Annotated in this window: 20 protein-coding genes; 5 read left to right on the top strand and 15 right to left on the bottom strand. The window is 69.9% G+C overall.

The features are described from left to right. Window positions 1–2: 2 nt before the first annotated feature. The 6 genes from KIK09_RS44270 to KIK09_RS44245 form a co-directional block, all read right to left on the bottom strand. Window positions 3–809 carry a carbohydrate ABC transporter permease gene (locus KIK09_RS44270; protein ID WP_214325539.1) on the bottom strand — a complete coding sequence of 269 codons (807 nt, stop codon included), beginning with the start codon at window positions 807–809 and terminating at the stop codon, window positions 3–5. Continuing rightward, window positions 802–1,734, bottom strand: coding sequence for a carbohydrate ABC transporter permease (locus KIK09_RS44265; RefSeq protein ID WP_214325538.1), 933 nt, complete (start codon window positions 1,732–1,734; stop codon window positions 802–804). The genes KIK09_RS44270 and KIK09_RS44265 overlap by 8 nt, the downstream gene beginning before the upstream one ends. After that, window positions 1,731–2,927, bottom strand: a complete 1,197-nt coding sequence (locus tag KIK09_RS44260) for an ROK family transcriptional regulator (protein WP_214325537.1) — start codon at window positions 2,925–2,927, stop codon at window positions 1,731–1,733. Before KIK09_RS44260 ends, KIK09_RS44265 begins: the two co-directional genes overlap by 4 nt. Before the next feature lie 318 nt (window positions 2,928–3,245). After that, window positions 3,246–4,649 carry an aldehyde dehydrogenase family protein gene (locus KIK09_RS44255; RefSeq protein ID WP_214325536.1) on the bottom strand — a complete coding sequence of 468 codons (1,404 nt, stop codon included), beginning with the start codon at window positions 4,647–4,649 and terminating at the stop codon, window positions 3,246–3,248. Window positions 4,650–4,674: 25 nt separating this feature from the next. After that, window positions 4,675–6,012 carry a DUF2254 domain-containing protein gene (locus KIK09_RS44250; RefSeq protein ID WP_214325535.1) on the bottom strand — a complete coding sequence of 446 codons (1,338 nt, stop codon included), beginning with the start codon at window positions 6,010–6,012 and terminating at the stop codon, window positions 4,675–4,677. A 9-nt stretch (window positions 6,013–6,021) separates the two neighbouring features. Continuing rightward, on the bottom strand, window positions 6,022–6,624 hold the full coding sequence (locus KIK09_RS44245) for a mycothiol-dependent nitroreductase Rv2466c family protein (protein WP_308164696.1): 603 nt from the start codon (window positions 6,622–6,624) through the stop codon (window positions 6,022–6,024). A 108-nt stretch (window positions 6,625–6,732) separates the two neighbouring features. On the opposite strand from KIK09_RS44245, the gene pepN reads away from it, so the two are divergent. After that, window positions 6,733–9,252: an aminopeptidase N gene (gene pepN / locus KIK09_RS44240; RefSeq protein WP_214325533.1), complete on the top strand. Its 2,520-nt coding sequence runs from the start codon at window positions 6,733–6,735 to the stop codon at window positions 9,250–9,252. A gap of 1 nt (window position 9,253) precedes the next feature. Here pepN and KIK09_RS44235 read toward each other — a convergent pair whose 3' ends face one another. Beyond that, a complete protein-coding gene (locus tag KIK09_RS44235; RefSeq protein ID WP_214325532.1) occupies window positions 9,254–9,982 on the bottom strand; it encodes an SDR family oxidoreductase in 729 nt (242 codons plus the stop codon). Between the two features lie 10 nt (window positions 9,983–9,992). Further along, complete coding sequence (gene def / locus KIK09_RS44230; protein WP_214325531.1) at window positions 9,993–10,478, bottom strand: peptide deformylase; 486 nt, start codon at window positions 10,476–10,478, stop codon at window positions 9,993–9,995. A gap of 93 nt (window positions 10,479–10,571) precedes the next feature. On the opposite strand from def, the gene KIK09_RS44225 reads away from it, so the two are divergent. Then, window positions 10,572–11,045, top strand: a complete 474-nt coding sequence (locus tag KIK09_RS44225; protein WP_214325530.1) for a ribose-5-phosphate isomerase — start codon at window positions 10,572–10,574, stop codon at window positions 11,043–11,045. 30 nt (window positions 11,046–11,075) lie between these two features. On the opposite strand, the gene KIK09_RS44220 is transcribed toward KIK09_RS44225, so the two are convergent. From KIK09_RS44220 to KIK09_RS44210, 3 genes are all read right to left on the bottom strand, one after another. Continuing rightward, window positions 11,076–11,735, bottom strand: a complete 660-nt coding sequence (locus KIK09_RS44220) for a TMEM175 family protein (RefSeq protein WP_214325529.1) — start codon at window positions 11,733–11,735, stop codon at window positions 11,076–11,078. Window positions 11,736–11,821: 86 nt separating this feature from the next. Then, window positions 11,822–11,968: a hypothetical protein gene (locus tag KIK09_RS44215; protein WP_214325528.1), complete on the bottom strand. Its 147-nt coding sequence runs from the start codon at window positions 11,966–11,968 to the stop codon at window positions 11,822–11,824. A 15-nt stretch (window positions 11,969–11,983) separates the two neighbouring features. Continuing rightward, window positions 11,984–13,210 (bottom strand): GNAT family N-acetyltransferase, encoded by a 1,227-nt coding sequence (locus KIK09_RS44210; protein ID WP_214325527.1) that lies wholly within the window; start codon window positions 13,208–13,210, stop codon window positions 11,984–11,986. A gap of 118 nt (window positions 13,211–13,328) precedes the next feature. On the opposite strand from KIK09_RS44210, the gene KIK09_RS44205 reads away from it, so the two are divergent. Then, a complete protein-coding gene (locus tag KIK09_RS44205; RefSeq protein WP_214325526.1) occupies window positions 13,329–14,444 on the top strand; it encodes a PP2C family protein-serine/threonine phosphatase in 1,116 nt (371 codons plus the stop codon). A gap of 354 nt (window positions 14,445–14,798) precedes the next feature. On the opposite strand, the gene KIK09_RS44200 is transcribed toward KIK09_RS44205, so the two are convergent. Next, entirely contained in the window at window positions 14,799–15,398 is a 600-nt protein-coding gene (locus tag KIK09_RS44200; RefSeq protein WP_214325525.1) for a response regulator transcription factor, read from the bottom strand. A 118-nt stretch (window positions 15,399–15,516) separates the two neighbouring features. On the opposite strand from KIK09_RS44200, the gene KIK09_RS44195 reads away from it, so the two are divergent. Beyond that, window positions 15,517–16,863: a M50 family metallopeptidase gene (locus tag KIK09_RS44195; protein ID WP_250574770.1), complete on the top strand. Its 1,347-nt coding sequence runs from the start codon at window positions 15,517–15,519 to the stop codon at window positions 16,861–16,863. 3 nt (window positions 16,864–16,866) lie between these two features. After that, a complete protein-coding gene (locus KIK09_RS44190) occupies window positions 16,867–17,223 on the top strand; it encodes an MmcQ/YjbR family DNA-binding protein (RefSeq protein WP_214325524.1) in 357 nt (118 codons plus the stop codon). Between the two features lie 3 nt (window positions 17,224–17,226). Here KIK09_RS44190 and KIK09_RS44185 read toward each other — a convergent pair whose 3' ends face one another. From KIK09_RS44185 to KIK09_RS44175, 3 genes are all read right to left on the bottom strand, one after another. After that, the gene (locus tag KIK09_RS44185) at window positions 17,227–18,318 is read right to left on the bottom strand and encodes a bifunctional WXG100 family type VII secretion target/C40 family peptidase (RefSeq protein WP_308164683.1); all 1,092 of its coding nucleotides are present in this window, start codon (window positions 18,316–18,318) and stop codon (window positions 17,227–17,229) included. Then, window positions 18,315–18,617: a hypothetical protein gene (locus KIK09_RS44180; protein ID WP_214325523.1), complete on the bottom strand. Its 303-nt coding sequence runs from the start codon at window positions 18,615–18,617 to the stop codon at window positions 18,315–18,317. The genes KIK09_RS44185 and KIK09_RS44180 overlap by 4 nt, the downstream gene beginning before the upstream one ends. Before the next feature lie 99 nt (window positions 18,618–18,716). After that, window positions 18,717–19,661, bottom strand: a complete 945-nt coding sequence (locus KIK09_RS44175; RefSeq protein ID WP_214325522.1) for a coiled-coil domain-containing protein — start codon at window positions 19,659–19,661, stop codon at window positions 18,717–18,719. Window positions 19,662–19,665: the final 4 nt, after the last annotated feature.

Genomic DNA, 19,665 nt, shown 5'->3' with positions numbered 1-19,665 from the left:
TCTTACTTGAGCCCGCTCTGGGCGACGCTGGCGATCACGTGCTTCTGGGCGAAGACATAGAGGAGGAGGATGGGGACCACGCTGACCACCGACCCGGCCATGACCACGTCCCACTGCGTGGTGAACTGGCCGTGCAGCGTGGCCAGCCCCAGCGGGAGCGTCATGAACTCCGGCGACTTGATGATGATCAGCGGCCACAGGTAGCTGTTCCAGCTGGCCATGAAGCCGAAGATGGCGAACGTCGCCAGCGCCGGCCTGATCAGCGGCAGCACGATCTGCAGAAATATCCGGAAATGGCCGGCGCCTTCGATCACCGCAGCCTCGTCGAACTCCTTCGGGACCTGCTTGATGGCCTGCCGCAGCAGGAACACCCCGAACGCCGAGGCGATCGTCGGCGCCAGCAGCGCGAAGTACGTGTCGACCAGGTTGAACGTGCGCATCTCGATGAACAGCGGTACGACCAGCACCGGCAGCGGCATCATCAGCGTCGCCAGGTACACGGCGAACAGCGCGCCCCGCCCGGGGAAGGGCAGCCGCGCGAACGCGTAGGCCGCCATCGCCGAGGTGACCAGCTGCAGGGTGGTGGACGCCGCCCCGATCCAGGCGCTGTTCACCACGATCCGCCAGAACGGCAGCGTCTGGAGCAGCTTGCCGTACGCGTCGAAGCTCGCGTCGTCAGGGGTGAAGTCCGGCGGTACGGCCAGCACCGCGTCGTCCGGCGTGAGCGAGGTGATGACCGCCCAGGCGAAGGGGAAGAGCATCACCAGCGCGCCCAGCCCGACCACCGCGTAGCGCAGCGCCCTACCCATAGGTCACCCACCTGCGCTGGCCCCTGATCTGCACGATCGTCACCAGGAGCACGACGGCGAACAGCAGCCACGACAGCGCCGAGGCCGTCCCGGCCCTGCCGTACCTGAAGGTCAGGTCGTAGATCTGCGAGACGACCACCTGGGTGGCGGTGCCGGGCCCGCCATTCGTCATGATCTTGACCTGGTCGAAGACCTGGAAGCCGTTGATCAGCGAGATCACGATCACGAAGAACGTGGACGGCGACAGCAGCGGCAGCGTGATGTGGCGGAAGCGGCGGTAGGCGCTCGCGCCGTCGACCATCGCGGCCTCCTGGTACTCGCGCGGGATCGCCTGCAGCCCGGCCAGCAGGATGATCATCACGAAGCCCAGGTCCTTCCAGGCCGAGGCCAGGATGATCGAGGGCATCGCCCAGTTCGTGTCGGTCCACCAGCCGGGGCCGGTGACGCCGAAAACGCCGAGCACCCAGTTGACGATGCCGCTGGCCGGGTTGAGCAGCCACTTCCACATCAGCGCGACGACCACCCAGCTGGTGATCACCGGCAGGAAGTAGATGCCGCGCAGCAGGCTCCGGCCGCGCATCGCCGTGTTCAGCAGCATCGCCAGCCCGAGCCCGCCCACGTAGACCAGCGGCAGGTATCCGGCGATGAAGTACAGCGTGTGCAGGAACGCCGCGCGGGTCTCCGGGTCGCCGATCAGCTCGACGTAGTTGCCGAGCCCGACCCAGCGCATGTCGGTGATGAGGTCCCATTCGTGGAGGCTCGTCCAGAACGAGCCCACCATCGGGATCAGCGTGTACAGCACCAGCGGGATCAGGCTCGGCAGCAGGAACACCGCGACCGTGCCCGCGTACCGCAGCCTGCGCCGCGGCGGCCCGGCCGCGTGCTTGGGGGCCGTCTTCGGGGGAGCGGCGGTCGTGAGGGTCATGGCGTGGCCCCGATCAGCCGGGCCCTGACCAGGCGGCCCTGCTCACCCGCGGTGCCCGCCGCGTCGAACGGGGTCGCCAGCACCAGCGCCGCCGCGCCCTGCGCCCAGCTGGTGTCGTCCCAGCCCTCGACCTCGATGGAGATGTCGCGGCGCCCCGGGTAGAGATGCGCCCGCACGGCACGGTCGAATCCAGGCTGCCAGAACGGCCACTCGGCCGTCCCCTCGCCCAGCACCACCACGACCTCGGGATCGATGACGTTGATCAGTCCCGCCGTGGCCCGGCCGAGGATCCCGCCCGCCTCGGCGAAGACCTCGCGTGCCACCGCGTCGCCCCGCTCGGCGGCCGCACCGAGCTCCGCGACCGAGCCGAAGCCCGCCCCCGGATGGGCGCCCGAGCGGGCGAGCAGGCCGGCCGTGCCGACCAGTGCCTCCAGGCATCCGCGCGCCCCGCAGCCGCACACGGGGCCGTCGGGGTCCACGGGCAGGTGGCCGAACTCTCCCGCGCCCCCGCGAGCCCCCCGGTACACCCGGCCGTCGGCCACGATGGCCGCGCCGACGCCGCGCCCCACGGTCAGTACCAGGAAGTCGGGATGGGTGCGGCCCCTGCCGTACAGCCGCTCCGCCGCCGCCAGCGCGTTGACGTCGTTCTCGACCAGCACCGGCAGGTGGAGCCTGCGCCGCAGCCGCTCGCCCACCGGCATCGCCTGCCAGCCGAGCGTGGGCGCGTTGACGGTGCCGACGCCCTGGTCGTCCACGCTGCCCGGCACCCCGATCCCGATCCCGAGCAGCCGCGGGCCCTCCTCGAGCCCGCCGAGCACGGATGCGACCGCGTCGCCGAGGTCGCCGAGGGCGTCGGTGGAGGCGGGGTCGAAGGGGCGCTCCCACGAGCCGAGCACCTCACCGTCCAGCCGGACGTCCACCAGGACCAGGTGGTCGGCCGTGACCTTGACGCCGAGCGCCCGGCCCGCGTCGCCGACGAGCCCGAGCCGCTGCGCGGGACGCCCGCCCCTGGACGGCTTGAGGTCGAGCTCCTCGAGCATGCCGGACCCGATGAGCTCGCGGGTGAGCTGGGTGACGGTCGCGGGGCTGACGTCCAGCTCCCGCGCGATCTCGGTACGGCTGAGCGGTCCGACCGTGCCCAGCAAGGCGAGGATCGCCGTCCTGGTGAGGTCCCCGCGATCAGTGCCAACCATGCGAAGGGACTTTCTTTAGGAATAAAGTTAGTGATGAAAATATGAAGCCAGGACATGCCTGTGTCAACCCCGTGCGTTTCTCGATCTGTTACGGCATGCCACCGCCACCGACCGCCCGCCGCACTCCGGCGCGGGACCTGTGACCGGCGCTTCCGGCGAGTCGGTGACGGTGACTCACCGTCACGGCGATGCGTGACCCGGATCCCTCGGGCCCGTCGCCCCGCCGTACGGCGTCATGAAGGGCGTCGCCCGTGGGCGGGCATGCCGATAGGCCGGATGCCCATCAGCGGGCCCGGCCTACGGGGTTGTCGTGTCCGGCTAGAGCTGTAGCGCCTTGACCTCGAAGTACTCCTCGAGGCCGTACTCGCCCAGCTCGCGGCCCACGCCCGACTGCTTGTAGCCGCCGAAGGGCGCCAGCGGGTTGAACTGCCCGCCGTTGACCGCCACCTGCCCGGTGCGCAGCCTCCTGGCCACGGCCGTCGCGCGCTCCTGCGTGCCGGCCCAGACCGCGCCGGCCAGGCCGTACCTGGTGCCGTTGGCGATCTGCACGGCCTGATCCTCGCTGGTGTAGGGGATGATCGACAGGACGGGACCGAAGATCTCCTCCTGCTCGATCGTCATCCCGGGCTCGACCGCGGCGAAGACCGTGGGCTCGACGTAGAAGCCGCGGTCGAACAGGCGCTCGGTGCCGCCGGCGACCAGACGCGCACCCTCCTCCTGGCCCCGGTTGACGTAGTGCACGACGCGGTCGCGCTGGGCGGCCGACACCAGCGGGCCGATGCGGGTGGCCTCGTCGAAGGGGTCGCCGACGGTGTACTTCCTGGCGGCCTCGACCGACAGCCTGACAGCCTCGTCGTACTGGTCGCGGTGGACGATCATCCGGGTCCAGGCCGAACAGGTCTGCCCGGCGTTGATGAAGCAGTTGGCCACGCCCACCTTGACCGCGGTGCCCAGGTCGGCGTCGGGAAGGATGATGTTGGCGGACTTGCCGCCCAGCTCGAGCGCGACCTTCTTGACCGACTCGGCCGCCAGCGAGGCCACCCGGCGTCCCGCCGTGGTGGAGCCGGTGAAGGAGACCATGTCGACCTCCGGGTGGGCCGCCATGGCCTCGCCCACCACCGGCCCGACGCCGCTGACCAGGTTGAACACCCCGGCGGGCAGCCCGACCTCGTGGAAGATCTCGGTCAGCGCGTAGGCGGCGAGCGGGGCCACCTCGCTGGGCTTGAGCACGACCGTGCACCCGGCGGCCAGCGCGGGCGCGACCTTGCAGATGATCTGGTGCAGCGGGTAGTTCCACGGCGTGATGGCGGCCACCACGCCGACCGGCTCCTTGACGATCAGCGAGTTGCCGACGCGCGACTCGCGCTGGTGGCTCTCGGCCAGCTGCGCGTAGGAGGCGAGCACACCCTGCGGCATCAGCGTCTGCACCTTCAGCGCGAAGCCGAGCGGCGAGCCCACATCGGTGGCGATGATCCTGGCGATGTCGCCGGCGCGCTCCTTCAGCAGCTCGGCGGCCGCGCCCAGGAGCTTGGCACGCTCGGCGGGAGCCGTTTGCGACCAGGAGGGGAAGGCCTTTCTCGCCGCCGCCACGGCGGCCTCGACGTCATCTGGAGCGCCGGCGGGAACCCGGTCGATGATCTCCTCGGTGGCCGGGTTGACGACCTCGATGGCCTTGCCGGATACGGAAGCGATCCAGGCACCGCCGATGTACAGCTGACGCATAGCCCCCATCCTCGCGCGCCTGCCATCACAAAGCGAGGGCACGACGCATCACGCGGTGCGCCTTCTCCACCGCATGCACATCGCCGGCCGGCCGCACATGGTCACGCGCGGTGGCCAGCACTCGGTCACCTTCCTCCAGCAGGGTACGGCGAAGAGCCCCGGTTAGCGGGAGATGTCCCAGATCTCGGAAAACTCGGAGGATCCTGACGAGGACCACGGGGTTGTCCTTCGCCGAGACCCTGATCATGCCGAAGGCCTGCTCGGCCAGCGCCGCGATGTCGGTGCGCCAGGTGATCACGCGCAGCGCGCCCTGCTTGTCGGTGTGCCCCTCGGGCGCCTCGGGGATCGGGATCAGCCGCCTGAAGGCCTCCCCGAGCCACTCCACGCAGGCCAGCCCGGTGTTGGTGTCGTTGAGCGCGGGCGAGAGCGCGCGCAGGGCGATCTCCACGATCCGGAAGACGGGTCCCCGCACGGTCGAGCCGGTGCGCGGCAGCGGGCACAGCGTGATCCATCGGTCGAGCCGCCGCAGGTCGCGCCCGCTCAGCTCGATCCGCGTGTCCATCGTCAGGATGGGCGTCCCCTGGATGACGAACTCGCCGGGCGCGTGGGCCAGCACCACGACCGTCCCGTGCCGCCTGGCCCAGCGCACCAGCGCCTCGGTGTGGATCGAGTCGAGATAGCCGGTGCGGGCGGCGGGCACCCGCGTGCCCGGCCCGGCCGGCGCCTCCATCCGGCCGCCCTCGAAGTCGCGCGGCAGCAGCTGGTCGACCTCGCGCACCAGCCGCGGCAGCACCACGGGGATGCGGACCTCGCTGACCACGGCCTGGACGAACAGCACCAGCATGATCAGGCAGGCTCCGGTGAGCAGCTGGGTGCTGACTTGGCCGAGGTAGGGCAGTTGGACATCGCGGCTCATCGAGCTGGTGGTGCGGTTGCCGAAGATCCACGTGCCGAGGAACAGGCCGATGGTGACCTGCACGACGCGGTTGCGCAGGAAGTCGCCGATCAGCCGCGGCCCCATCTGGGAGGTGGCCAGTTGCACGGCCACCAGGGTGACCGAGATGAGCAGGGTGATCGTGCTGATCAGCGCCCCGGTGAGCGTGGACAGGCTGCTCTTGATCCCGTCCTTGGTGTCGGCCACCACCTGGGGGTCGGTCGGCAGCGCCCAGTCGGGAAACGTGTCGCGCAGCAGGCCCTGGACGGTGGCGCTGCCCTCCATCCAGGCCTGCACGTGCTCCAGCGTCACCGCGGCCAGATAGGCGCACACCATCATCAGCAGCGGCACGAACCAGATCGTGTCCCGCAGCCGTTCGCCCCGCGGCTTCAGCGACAGGTAGGCGCCGATCCCCCCGAATCGCCCCACGCAGGGTGCTTACCCAAAGGCAGGCATCTTCGTGCGCGACCGCTTGAGCTCGAAGAACTCGTCGAACGAGGTGACCGCGACCACGCCGTCCCACAGCCGGCCCGCCTCCTCGCCCCGGTAGATCTTGGTGATCACCGGACCGAAGAACGCGTTGTCGCCGATGCGGATGACCGGCGTGCCGACCTCCTGGCCGACCAGGCCGATGCCCTCGTGGTGCGACTCGCGGACCGCCTCGTCGAACTCCTCGGAGTCCATCGCGTCGGCCAGCTCACGCTCGAGCCCGGCCGCCTCCAGCGCCTCCTCGACGGTCTCGCGCAGCTTGCCCAGGCGCTTGATCTGGCGCTCGTTGTGCAGGCGCGTGCCCAGCTCGGTGTAGAGCGGGCCGACCGCCTGGTCGCCGTGCTTGGCACGGGCCGCCGCCACGACCCTGACGGGCTCGATCGCCCTGGCGATCTGCTCGCGATAGGCCTCCGGCACGTCCTTGTCCTCGTTGAGGACGTTGAGGCTCATGATGTGCCAGCGGATGTCGATGGGCCTAACCTTCTCGACTTCGATAAGCCATCGAGACGTAACCCATGCGAATGGACAGAAAGGATCGAACCACAGGTCCACCGGAGTCTTCTCAGTCACGCAGGGCCATAACCTGAGAGTGGATGTGGCCTATTCCCGTCATGGGATGATTCAGGCAAACCCCAACGAAGTGGTGTAGAGGAGCGGAACTTGGCAGGCAACCTGACCCGGGATGAGGCGCGAGACCGAGCCCGGCTGCTGAAGGTCGACTCGTACGCGGTCGAGCTCGATCTGACTCAAGGGGAGGACCGCTTCGAAAGCATCACCACGGCTCGGTTCAGCGCCGAGCGTCCCGGCGCGTCGACGTTCGTCGACCTGCACGGCGCGGTCGTCAGGAAGGTCACGCTCAACGGCACGGACCTGGACGTGTCCGCCTACGACGCCGACAAGGGCCGCTTCCCGCTGGACGGGCTCGCCGAGAGCAACGAGCTGCGCGTCGAGGCCGACTGCCAGTTCATGCGCACCGGTGAGGGCCTGCACCGCTTCGTCGACCCGGTCGACCAGAAGGTCTACCTGCACAGCCAGTTCGAGACGGCCGACGCGCACCGCATGTACGCCTGCTTCGACCAGCCCGACCTCAAGGCCGCCTTCCAGCTGACGGTCAAGGCGCCCGCCGACTGGGAGGTGATCTCCAACGCGGCGGCCGACAGCTCCGACGACGGCCTGTGGGTCTTCCCGCCGACGCCGGTGATCTCCACCTACATCACGGCGCTGGTGGCCGGGCCGTACCACAAGGTGACCTCCGAGCACGACGGGATCCCGCTGGGCATCTACTGCCGCGCCAGCCTGGCCCAGCACCTCGACGCCGACAACATCCTCGAGGTCACCCGTCAGGGCTTCGACTTCTTCCACCGGGTCTTCGGCGTCCGCTACCCCTTCGGCAAGTACGACCAGCTGTTCGTGCCGGAGTTCAACGCCGGCGCGATGGAGAACGCCGGTTGCGTGACGTTCCTGGAGGACTACGTCTTCCGCTCGCGGGTGACCGACGCCGTGGTCGAGCGCCGCGCCGAGACGATCCTGCACGAGATGGCGCACATGTGGTTCGGTGACCTGGTCACCATGCGCTGGTGGGACGACCTGTGGCTGAACGAGTCGTTCGCCACCTACATGTCCGTGCTGTGCCAGGCCGAGGCCACCCGCTGGGGCGGCGGCGCCTGGACCACGTTCGCCAACGTGGAGAAGGCCTGGGCCTACCGCCAGGACCAGCTGCCCTCCACCCACCCGATCGCCGCGGACATCCCCGACATGCAGGCGGTCGAGGTCAACTTCGACGGCATCACCTACGCCAAGGGCGCCTCGGTGCTCAAGCAGCTGGTCGCCTACGTGGGCCTGGACAACTTCCTGGCCGGCGTCCGCGACTACTTCGGTGAGCACGCCTGGGGCAACACCACGCTCGCCGACCTGCTGAGCGCGCTCGAGCGCACCAGCGGCCGCGACCTGTCGTCCTGGTCGAAGGAGTGGCTGGAGACCTCCTGGGTCAACACGCTGCGCCCCAGCTTCACCGTCAAGGACGGCCGCTTCGAGACCTTCGAGGTGCTGCAGGAGGCCCCCGCCGACCACCCGACGCTGCGCTCGCACCGCGTCGCCATCGGCCTGTACTCCATGAAGGACGGCAAGCTGCAGCGCACCGAGCGCGTCGAGCTGGACGTCGTCGGCGCCCGCACCACCGTGGCCGGGCTGGTCGGCGTGGAGCAGCCCGACCTGGTGCTGATCAACGACGACGACCTGACCTACGCCAAGGTCCGCCTGGACGAGCGCTCGCTGCGCACGCTGGTCGAGGGCGGCATCACCGCCTTCACCGAGTCGCTGCCCCGCGCGCTGAGCTGGTCGGCCGCCTGGGACATGACCCGCGACGGCGAGATGTCCACCCGCGACTACGTCAAGCTCGTCGTCTCCGGCGTGGCCACGCTCAAGGACATCACGGTCCTGCAGACCGTGCTGCGCCAGGCGCGCATGGCCGTGCAGCAGTACGCCGACCCGGCCTGGCGGCCCGAGGGCCTGCGCCTGCTCGCCACCGAGCTCAGGTCGCTGCTCGCCACGGCGGAGCCGGGCTCGGACCAGCAGTTGGCCTACGTGCAGGCCTTCGCTCCCGTGGCCGTCACCGACGAGGACCTGGCCGTGCTGCAGGGGATCCTGGACGGTACCGCCGTACCCGAGGGTCTGTCCGTGGACGCGGACCTGCGCTGGACGCTGGTCGGCGCGCTGGTGTCCGGCGGGAAGCTGGGCGCGGCCGACATCGACGCCGAGCTGGAGCGCGATGCCACCGCCACCGGCGAGCGGTCGGCGGCGCAGTGCCGCGCGGCCATCCCGACGCCCGAGGGCAAGGCCGCGGCCTGGGACTCGGTCGTCGGCGGCACGCTGGCCAACCACATCACCCGCGTGACGATCGCCGGGCTCCAGGACCCGAACCACCCCGAGCTGCTCGTGCCCTACCGCGAGAAGTACTTCGCGGAGGCCGGGCGGATCTACAAGGAGTGGACGTTCGACTCGGCGCAGACCTTCGCGGTCGGCGCGTTCCCCGCGCTGCTCATCGAGCAGGAGACCGTGGACGCGGCCGAGCGCTTCCTGGCCGAGGGCGACCACCCGCAGGCGCTGCGCAGGCTGATCCTGGAGGGCGCCGACGGCGTCAGCCGCGCCCTGCGCAACCGGGCGAAGGACGCGGCCTCCTGAGCTAGACCAGCATGCCGCCGCTGGCCAGCAGGTTCTGGCCGGTCATCCAGCGGCCGTCGGGCCCGGCGAGGAAGGCGACCACGGCCGCCACGTCGTCGGGCCTGCCCAGGCGGCCGAGCGCGGTGAAGGCGGCGGAGCGCTCCAGCGCCTCGGGCGGGTTGCTGGAGCGCAGCAGGTCGGTGTCGGTGGCGCCGGGGGAGACCGTGTTCACGGTGATCCCCCGGCCGCCGAGCTCGCGCGCCGCCACCTTGGTGAACTGCTCGATCGCGCCCTTGCTGCCCGCGTAGAGCATCGTGCCGGGCGCGGGCACCATCGTGTTGACGGTGGACAGGTTGACGATCCTGCCGCCGTCGCGCATCACCCGGCCCGCCCACTGGATGGCCAGCAGCGTCGCGCGCACGTTGACCGCCATCACCCGCTCGAACGACTCCTCGGTGATGTCGGCCAGCGCCGCCAGCCCGCCCTCGGCGGCGTTGTTGACCAGGACGTCGATGCTCGGCAGCCGCTTCTCCGCCTCGGCGAACAGTCTCCGCAGGTCCTCCGCGCTGCCCTGATCTCCCCGTACGGCCAGCGCGCCCGTGCCCGTGGCCACCTCCTCGGCGGCCCGCTCGTCGCTGCGGAAGCTGAACATCACCGTGGCCCCGTCGGCCGCCAGCCGCTCGACGATGGCCCGGCCGATGCCCCGGGAGCCTCCCGTTACCAGTGCGCCTTTTCCGTCAAGAGTCCCCATGGGGACCAACCTATGCGCGCAGCGCGATCTTGCGGGCCTCGCTCTTGGGCAGCCGGTCGACGTACAGCCTGCCGTCCAGATGTTCGGTCTCGTGCTGGAAGCAGCGCGCGAGCGAGCCCCTGGCCTTGATCCGCACCGGGCGCCGCAGCCGGTCCACGCCCTCGACCGTGACGCCGGCGGCCCTGGCCACCGGGGCGTAGATCGGCAGGCCGGTGCCCTTGTCGGGGACCGACAGGCAGCCCTCCTCGTCCAGCACCTCCTCGGCGTCGTCGACCGTCAGCACCGGGTTGATCACGTGGCCCTTGCGCCCGCTGATGTCGTAGACGAACACCCGCCTCGACACCCCGATCTGCGGGCCCGCGAGCCCGACCCCGTTGACCGAGTACATCGCCTGGAACATCTCGTCGATCAGGCGCCGCAGTTCCTTGTCGAAGGTCTCCACGGGGTCGGCCGGGGTGCGCAGGACCGGGTCGCCCAGAGTCCGGATGTCGCGCATGAACGCTCCTGGTAAGAGGTGATTACCGTTGACGCCACTTACCCTAGCGTGGTGGTCAATCAGGGGCCGCCGCGACTGTGGAAGACTGGGCGCGTGCGTGTCTACATCGGCTCCGACCATGCCGGCTTCGAGCTCAAGAACCACCTCGTCTCCTGGCTGAAGGATCACGGCCACGACGTGACCGACTGCGGTCCTCAGGTCTACGACCCCGAGGACGACTACCCGGGCTTCTGCCTGCGCACCGCCGAGGGTGTCGCCGACGATCCCGGCAGCCTGGGCATCGTCATCGGCGGCTCGGGCAACGGCGAGCAGATCGCGGCCAACAAGGTGCGCGGCATCCGCGCGGCGCTGGCCTGGAGCGAGGAGACCGCTCAGCTGTCACGCGAGCACAACAACGCCAACGTGGTCAGCGTCGGGGCGCGTATGCACACCCAGGAGGAAGCCACCCGCTTCGTCGAGGTCTTCCTGGCCACGCCCTTCTCCGGCGCGGAACGCCACAGCCGGCGCATCGCCCAGCTGGCCACCTACGAGACCATCGGCCAGCTGCCTTCCCTCCCCGACGCCTAGCGGTACGGCACGCCGCCTCCCGGGCACGTCTCAGCGGGCGTCCGGATGGCGGCGGCGCCAGACGCGATGGGTGAGGTCGATGACCAGGGGAATGGTGATCCACCCGTACGGCGCGGCATACCTCAGAGCGGGCACGATCTCGGCGAACTGCACCACGAGCGCCGTGAGCAGGAAGAACGCGGCGAGCACCACCGAAACGACCACCCCGAGCCGCACCGCCGCCGGGTTCGACACGACGCCCTCCCGCACCGCCGTGTGCTTGAGCATCGCCTCGCACCCGAGCAGCACCGCGTACGTAACCGCGAAGATCCCCACGGCCAGCGAGTTGTCGAGCCCTTTCCCGATCATCGCCGTGGGGAACGGCAGGAAGGCCGCCAGGACGAGGATGGCGGCGTTCCACCCCGACATCCGATGGGTCAACCGCCGTGCCCGGTCCATCAGCACGTGGTGCCGCCGCTGTACCCCCCACAGCAGGAAGAAGCCGAGCACGAAGGCGATCAGCGAGCTGATGTGGTGCTGGAGGAACTCGGCCAGGGCGGCAGAGCTCACCAGGTCCTTCTCCTCAGGCCGCTCGATCTCGATCGCCAGCAACGTCATCGCGATGGCGAACACCGCGTCGGAGAAGAAGATCATCCGCTCGGGGGAGTACCCCGACTCGACCGGCTCCTCGGTCGCCTGCCCGCTCGTCACGAAATTTCCCTATCTATCCCGCCTGTCGGAGTGCGCGGGACAGCCTAGTGCAGTCCGCGGGGACGACTGAAGCCGAGCGCGAGGCCTCAGGAGCGGCGCTTGGCCTCGCGCCGCGGCGTCTCGTCACGCAGCGGCCGCCGGTCGGCAGCCTCCTGCTGCTCCTTCGACGGCCGCGACACGTCCCGCGCCCGCATCGCGATGATCGCGGTGATCTGCAAACTCTGCAGCGCCATGCCTTCGACAGTACGTCAGAACACCAGCCCCGCCCACGGCTTCGGCGTCCAGGACATGGCCGTGGCAAGCGACTGGACCGTTCCCTGCGTGTGCTCGCGCAGCAGCCCCGCCGCCAGTTGCCCGCCCAGCGAGCCGCCGCCCAGGTAGGCCCCGCCGAGCGCAGTGACCGGCACCGTCAGGTCGGGCTCCTCCTCGACCGGCTTGCACTCGGCGCCCGAGGTGTCGGCGGTCAGCCGCCACCGGCGCGCGTTCCACGGGCAGACCTGGTCCTCTACCTCGATCACCACGTTCACCGGCGCGGAGTAGGCCCGCGACGCCAGCGCGCGGTCCACCTCGACCAGGCGGATGTAGAGCTCGTCGCCCCAGCGGGCGTTGAGCTGGCGGGAGTCGGCCACCCACTGCGTGATCGGGTCGTCGACCGGCATGGCGGCGACGGTGGTGGTCACCAGGTCCCTGTCCAGGACGCTGCGCCACAGGGCGGCGCGGGCGGCGGGGTCGGTGGCGTACAGCTCGTGCAGCCTGAGCTCGCCGTCGGGGGCGCCGTTGTCGCCCCAGGTGGACTTGATGCGGAAGAGCGCGTAGCCGCGGACGCCGCCTGAGTCCTCGGCCAGGACGCAGCGCAGCGGACCGTTGCCCTGCTGGTCGAACTCCTCGTCGGCCAGCACGCCGTCCCAGAAGTCGCCGTTCCTGGCGTAGAGGCCTGGACGCTCGCCCGACACGGTCTCGAACAGGCGCTCCAGGTCTGCGCGCACCTCGGCGGGCTTGACCACGCGCAGGCGGATCGACGGGTCCGACGGGGCGTGCCGTACGAAGGCCGAGGCCAGTTTGGGGATGCGGACCCGCAGCTCGTTGGCGGCCTCGCCGTACCCGAAGCGGCCGTAGATGGCGGCCTCGGAGGCGTACAGGGCCGCGACGGCCTCGCCGCGCTCGCGGATGTCGGCGAGCTGGCGGAGCATGATCGAGGTGAGCAGCCCGCGGCGGCGGTGTGAGGCCAGGACCGCGACAGACGTGACGCCCGCGACGGGGAGGGTGCCGCCGGGGATCGTCATCGTGAAGCTGTGGATGCCCGTGGTGGCCACGATCAGGTCGCCGTCGAAGACGGCCAGGGTGCGGTCGAACTCGGTGGCCTTGCGCCACCGCTCCAACTGCTGGGGAGGAGGCTGCCAGCCGAAGCCCTCGGACAGCACGTTGGTGTACGCGTGCCACTCGGCCTCGCTGATCGGACGAATCGGATACGTCATCCGACCAACGTATGAGTGCGCAAAGCGCGCTGGCTACCCAATATCCATGCTTAATGATCAAGGCCTTGGTCAAGTGGGCTGCCCAAACGTGTATGAGACCGATACAGTCATGCGCATCATGAGTTCCCGTCCGGCGCCGCTGCTCCCGCCACGGCTCCGCGCGTTCCTCCAACGAGTGCCGCTGCTGGTGCCCGTTGTCCGGTTCCTGCGCCGTGGGCCTCTGGCGCGCGACCGGAACCTGCTCGTCACGCTGTGCCTCGTCACGCTGATGGTCGGCGTGCTGGCCGCACGGGTCTCCACGGAGTGGTTCTCGCCCTCCCTGCTCATCCTCGTCACCCTGCTCGGCGGGCTCCAGCTGCGGCTGCGCAGCCTGGCCGTGCTGCTGACGGCCGTGGTGGTCGCGCTCGGGTACATCGCCTTCACGCTGGGCGCGGGCAGGGTGGGTCTCGGCCTGCTCGTGACGATCGGGTTCACCGCGGTGCTGGCCGCGCTCATGGCCAGGACCAGGGGCAAGCTGGGCGTGCAGGGGCTGCGCGGCGACGCGATGCTGCTCGAGCTGCGCGACCGGCTCAAGAGCCAGGGCGAGCTGCCCGCGCTGCCCAAGGACTGGGGCGCCAAGGTCGTGCTCAAGCAGGCCGGCGGGTCGTCCTTCGGCGGCGACTTCCTGGTCTCCATGCGCGACGGCGACAACCTGGAGATCGCGCTGGTCGACGTGTCGGGCAAGGGCGTCGACGCGGGCACCAGGGCGCTGCTGCTGTCGGGCACGTTCGGCGGGCTGCTCGGCTCCGTCGACGACTTCCTGCAGGCCTGCAACGCCTACCTGCACCGCCAGCGCGGCGACGAGGGTTTCGTCACGGCCGTGCACGTCCGCATCGACCTGGCCACGGGCGCGTACACGATCACTTCGGCCGGCCATCCGCCGGTCGTCAAGTTCGACTCGGGCACCGGCAACTGGCAGGTGGCCTCGGCCAAGGGCGTGGTCCTCGGCGTCGTGCCCGACCTGCACTGCGAGCCCGACAGCGGCGTGCTGCGCAAGGGCGACGCGCTGCTGCTCTACACCGACGGGCTCATCGAGCAGCCGGGCCGCGACATCGACGCCGGGCTCGACAAGCTGCTCGGCGAGGCGGAGCGGCTGCTGCCCTCCGGGTTCCGCGACGGCGCGCGGGCACTGGTCAACGCGATGGCCTCGGGTCACAACGACGACTGCGCGCTGGTGCTCATCTGGCGTCCGTGACCCGTGTGGTTCGTCACGCCCACATGGTGAAGCAGGTCACTGGCCGGGGCCCGTGTGGCTTGAGATTCTGCTGGTGAGCTCCCCGCTGAGGGTTTCGCAGGCCATGGCCTCCGCGGGGTACCAGGAGCCCGGGTCCCGGGGGAGCGGCGCGGTTCCGCCGGGGCCCGGCAGACCCGCGGTGGTGCGCGGGGCCGCGCCCGGACCGCCGGTCAGGAGGGGAGTCGGGGCGCGCGCGGGGATCAGGCGGCGGATTGCTGCGTTCCGCCCACGGCCGATCCACCACCGGCCCCGCCGGGCCGTTCGCATCTCGACGGCCCGGCGGCGGCACCGGGCCGCACGCTTCACAGCCGGCCTTCACAGCCAGCCGGAGTCGTTGGCGATCCGCACCGCGTCGATCCGGTTCCTGGCGCCGGTCTTGCACATGATCCGCGACAGGTGGTTGCGCACGGTCCCCACCGACAGGAACAGCTGATCCGCGATCTCGGTCGACCGGGCGCCGCCCGCCGCGATCCGCAGCACGTCGAGCTCCCGCCGCGTCAGCGGGTTGGCCGCGGCCTCCAGCGCCGCCACGGCCAGCTCGGAGTCGACCGCCCGCCGCCCGGAGGCGATCTGCCGCAGCCCCGCTGCCAGCTGCTCGGGCGCCACGTCCAGGCTCATGAACCCCAGCGCCCTGGCCGCGAACGCGGCCCGCACCTGGCCGGGGCTCGGCTGCGCCGACAGGATCAGCACGCGGCACCCTGGATCCCGCTCGTGCAGCCAGGCCATGGCCGCCAGCCCGCCGGCCTCGGGAAGATCCAGATCGATGACCGCGACGTCCGGCTCGCAGGCCGTCCGCGCGAGCTCCGCGCCGGTGCCCACCTCGGCCACTACCCGCAGGCCTGCTTCGGCGTCGAGCGAGGCGACCAGGCCCCGCCGTACCAGAGGCAGGTGCTCGGCGACCAGAATCCGGATCAAGGCGCTCCCTCCGTCATGTCCCAGGGTGATCGCGCGATAGCGCACTGTCAACGAAGTCTCCCTATTCGCCAAAGCCTCCGCAAGCCGTTCACGTGCGGCCAGTTCGACTACTCTGGGGATGGTCGGGACCTTCCGCCTGCCCCTGGAGCGCGCCTACATGAACTGGCTCTATCTCGCGGGGATCGTCATCTTCCTCCTCGGACTGATGGCCTCCATCGCGTTGCACGAGATCGGCCACCTCGTGCCGGCCAAGCTCTTCGGCGTCAAGGTCACCCAGTACATGGTGGGTTTCGGTTCCACGGCCTGGTCCAGGCGGAAGGGCGACACCGAGTACGGCATCAAGTGGATCCCGCTCGGCGGCTACATCCGCATGATCGGCATGCTGCCGCCCAGGCCGGGCGACGACCCGAACAAGCTGCGCGGCACCTCCACCGGCCCGTTCCAGGGGCTGATCGACTCCGCCCGCGAGGCCGCGCAGGAGGAGATCAGGCCGGGCGACGACGACAAGGTCTTCTACCGCAAGAAGTGGTGGCAGAAGGTCATCATCATGTCCGGCGGCCCGGCCATGAACTTCGTGCTTGCGTTCGTGTTCTTCGGCATCATGCTGGTCGGCGTCGGCCTGCCCACCGGCTACAAGCCCGTCGTGTCGCCCGAGACGCAGACCTGCGTCATCCCCGTCGCCGAGAAGCGCGACAGCTGCCTGCCCGGCGACCAGCCGACCCCGGCCGCCAAGGCGGGGCTCAAGCCCGGCGACCAGATCGTCTCCCTCGGCGGCCAGAAGATCACCACCTGGGACGACGCGACCCGCGTGATCCGCTCCCACGGCGCGGGGGCCGTCAGCATCGGCATCATCCGCGCGGGCAAGCCGGTCACGCTGAACGCCACGCTGATCGCCCAGGACCGCCCCTCGGTCAAGGACCCCACCAAGATCGAGAAGAACGTCGGCTTCCTCGGCGTCATGCCCACCGAGGTGCTGGAGAAGCAGAGCGTCGGCGCTGTCTTCGGCTACATGGGCGACCTGACGGGCCGCGTGGCCACCTCGCTGGTCAACCTGCCGCAGAAGATGGTGGGCGTCTGGAACGCCGCGTTCTCCGGCGAGAAGCGCGACCCCGAGGGCCCGGTGGGCGTGGTCGGCGCCGGGCGGATGGGCGGCGAGATCCTCTCCTCCGACCTGTCCCTCGAGAAGAAGGTGCTGTTCCTGCTGAACCTGCTGGGCGGCTTCAACCTGGCGGTCGGCATGTTCAACCTGATCCCGCTGCTGCCGCTTGACGGCGGGCACATCGCCGGCGGCCTGTGGGAGGGCGTCAAGCGGGGCTTCGCCCGTATCACCCGGCGTCCCGAGCCGCGCTACGTCGACATCGCCAAGCTGCTGCCGCTGACCTACGCGCTGGCCATCCTGATGATCGTGATGGCCGGGCTGCTCATGTACGCCGACGTGTTCAACCCGCTGACGATCACGCGCTGAGGCATGGACCCGCTCGAGGAGCTGCGCCGCATCTGCCTGGCGCTGCCCGAGACCACCGAACGGCTCAGCCACGGCGAGCCGACGTGGTTCGTGCGCGGGAAGAAGACGTTCGTCATGTACGCCGACCACCATCACGACGACCGGCTGGGCTTCTGGTGCGCGGCGCCGCCCGGGGCCCAGCAGGAGCTGGTGGGGGAGGACCCGGAGCGGTTCTTCCGCCCGCCGTACGTCGGGCATCGCGGCTGGCTGGGCGTCTATCTCGACATCGAGGTCGACTGGGACGAGATCGCCGAGATCGTCACCGACGCCTACCGGGTGATCGCCCCCAAGTCGCTCATGGAGCGGCTGCCCGAAGCCTGAGGGTCAGGGCATCCCGGGGCGGGTGAAGCCCACGCGGTGCGAGGGATAGTCGGCGTAGTTCGAGATCTGGACCACGGTGCGTGAATTGGGAGCGTGGATCATCGTGTGCTTCTTCGGGTCGAGCACGATGCCCACGTGATCGGGGCTACCGTCACCGTCGTTGTCGAAGAAGATGAGGTCCCCGGCCTGCTCGCTGCCGTCGGGGATGCGCGGGCCGTGGCTCCACTGGTCGGCGGCGACCCGGGGGATGGGGATCCCGGCCGCCTCGTACGCGCGGAGCGTCAGCCCGGAGCAGTCGAAGGTGTCCGGCCCGGTCGCACCCCAGACATACCGGTCGCCGAGCTGGTTGAGCGCGTAGTCGATGACGCTCTTGGCGCGGGGGTTCGTGGCGAGGCTGAGGGCGTTCGGCGGGGCCTTGATGTCCCCCGTGTACTGGACGCCATTCGATCCGCTGTAGCCGTCCTGCGTGCCGTTCCCGTTGGGGTGGTACGCCGCCAACTGGGTGTTCGCCTGCTGCCGGAAGTCGGGGTCGGGGATCCAGCGGCTCCCGTCGTGGGCGACGAAGTCCTCGTCGCCGGGGGCGCTGATGGACTCGAAGAACTTGACGTCGTCGCCGAAGTGCTTGTTGATCTCGTCGGTGGCCTTGCCGACGGCGTCGACTGCCAGCTGCTTCTGCGCGCGCGCCTGCTGCAGCGCGGTGGCCAGCTCGGATTGGGTGCCCTCGCTCGGGTCGCCGTCGCTGGCCTTGCGCTTCTCGTCCACCCGAGTGTAGATCGACTGGACCTCGCGTCTGCTGCTCTCCAGCGTCGTCCCGACGGTGTCCAGCTTGTCGGCGCAGCTCGTCAGCGCGCTGCTGAGCGCGCTGGCGGCCGTCGGGTACTGCGCCATGTGCTTCTTGAAGCTGTCGGAGGCGTCGCCGTTCCAGGCGCTGTCGACGGTGGTGACGGCGCGTTTGACTGCGCCGACGTCCGTGGTCGCATTGGTGGCCAGCGTCCGCCAGCGCTTGGACATCTCGTAGATCGCGTGCTGGTCGCCGTTCAGCTCGTTGATGATGCCCTGGATGGCGCCGAGGTACGACTGCCAGGTGTCCGTCACGCCTGCGCCACCTCGGGGTCCGGGTTGTCGGCCTTGCGGACGTTGCCGATGACCTTGTACAGGGCCGCCTCCACCTTCTTCAGGTTCCGCTGGGCGTGCCGGGTCTCGGAGTCGAGCCTCGTCTCGAGTTTCTTGACGGCTTCGACGAGCTTGCCTGAGGCGTCCGGGAGGGAGCCGAAGCAGGCAGGCCCAGGGGCTGCCGGGCTCTCGTCGGCCACGCCCTTGAACTGGTTCGCGACGCTGTTGGCCTTACCCGCGCAGTCTTCGAGCGCGTCGAAGTAGATGTCGAACCCTGCCATGAAAGCCTCTCCCGTTATGCCCCATGGACATCAGACGTCACGCAATTTATCACCTTTGTGATCAATCTGACGGGCTGGCAGGACAGCACGGGATGCGGTTCAGTTCATCGAGATGTGCACGTGGTCGTAGTGGTTCTCGGTGATGCTGCCGCGGTCCTCCATGGCGCGCCAGCCCGAGCCCATGTTGATGCGCTGCTTCCAGATCACGTACTTCACGCCGAGCTTGTCCTGGTTCTTCAGCGCCCAGGCCGCGATCTGGTCGCCCAGCGCGTTGTTGGCGCCGCTGGGCATCGTGCCGCCCGAGCTCATCATGAAGTCGCAGGCCCGCCCGAGCGGGTGCTCGCCGCCACCGCCGGAACGGAAGCAGCCGACGTCGAAGGGCAGTTTGAAGTTCTTCTCGATCAGGCCCCGGATCGTGCGCATGCGCGGCGTGATGTTGTCGGTCCCGCTGGGCAGCTCGGGCGCCCAGGATCCGTCGGACTTGCGGCCGGGCCCGTAGGGGATGAGGTTCTGCAGCCTCTGCTGGATGTCCTTGATGAGCCCCTCGGCCTGGTCCTTGTCCTTGTCGACCTCGTCGGCGTCGGACTTGATCCGGGCGGCCAGCGCGGCCGCGTCGTCGGAGGCCTTCTTCGTCTCGTCGCGGGCGGTGGTCACCGACTGCACCATCGCCAGCTGCTCTGCGGTGAGCTGCTCGAGTACGGCGGCGCCGCTGCCGGTCGGCGGCGGGACCAGAGTGGACAGCGCCGGGTCACCGTTCTGGTAGCGGAGCGAGGCCAGCTCGGCCACCTTCCGCTCGAGCTGGTCGAGCCCCTGCTGGGCGGTGGCCAGGCGCTGCTTCGCGGCCTCGGCCGCCTTCTTGGCCTTGGCCAGCTCGACCCGCTTGGCGTTGTAGCTCTCGATGAGCTTGTCGATCTTGGTGTTGAGCTGCTTCAGCTCGGCGCGGAGTTGTTTCTCCGTGGGCTTGGGGGCCGCCGAGGCAGGGGTGGCGCCGAGAGCCACGGCAATCGCGGCGATGAGGCCGATGGCGAAGTTCGCCCGTGCCACGTGG

Source organism: Nonomuraea sediminis (assembly GCF_018531495.1).
In the GTDB taxonomy this organism is placed as follows: Bacteria; Actinomycetota; Actinomycetes; order Streptosporangiales; family Streptosporangiaceae; genus Nonomuraea; species Nonomuraea sediminis.
The sequence above is the reverse complement of the archived record's forward strand: the minus strand, read 5'-3'. Positions and strand labels throughout refer to the sequence as shown.

Bases quoted from the DNA above. Each gene is read 5' to 3' on its own strand.
- KIK09_RS44270 (WP_214325539.1), bottom strand. From the start codon at position 809: ATGGGTAGGGCGCTGCGCTACGCGGTGGTCGGGCTGGGCGCGCTGGTG.
- KIK09_RS44265 (WP_214325538.1), bottom strand. From the start codon at position 1,734: ATGACCCTCACGACCGCCGCTCCCCCGAAGACGGCCCCCAAGCACGCG.
- KIK09_RS44260 (WP_214325537.1), bottom strand. From the start codon at position 2,927: ATGGTTGGCACTGATCGCGGGGACCTCACCAGGACGGCGATCCTCGCC.
- KIK09_RS44255 (WP_214325536.1), bottom strand. From the start codon at position 4,649: ATGCGTCAGCTGTACATCGGCGGTGCCTGGATCGCTTCCGTATCCGGC.
- KIK09_RS44235 (WP_214325532.1), bottom strand. From the start codon at position 9,982: ATGGGGACTCTTGACGGAAAAGGCGCACTGGTAACGGGAGGCTCCCGG.
- def (WP_214325531.1), bottom strand. From the start codon at position 10,478: ATGCGCGACATCCGGACTCTGGGCGACCCGGTCCTGCGCACCCCGGCC.
- KIK09_RS44215 (WP_214325528.1), bottom strand. From the start codon at position 11,968: ATGGCGCTGCAGAGTTTGCAGATCACCGCGATCATCGCGATGCGGGCG.
- KIK09_RS44210 (WP_214325527.1), bottom strand. From the start codon at position 13,210: ATGACGTATCCGATTCGTCCGATCAGCGAGGCCGAGTGGCACGCGTAC.
- KIK09_RS44205 (WP_214325526.1), top strand. From the start codon at position 13,329: ATGAGTTCCCGTCCGGCGCCGCTGCTCCCGCCACGGCTCCGCGCGTTC.
- KIK09_RS44195 (WP_250574770.1), top strand. From the start codon at position 15,517: ATGGTCGGGACCTTCCGCCTGCCCCTGGAGCGCGCCTACATGAACTGG.
- KIK09_RS44190 (WP_214325524.1), top strand. From the start codon at position 16,867: ATGGACCCGCTCGAGGAGCTGCGCCGCATCTGCCTGGCGCTGCCCGAG.
- KIK09_RS44180 (WP_214325523.1), bottom strand. From the start codon at position 18,617: ATGGCAGGGTTCGACATCTACTTCGACGCGCTCGAAGACTGCGCGGGT.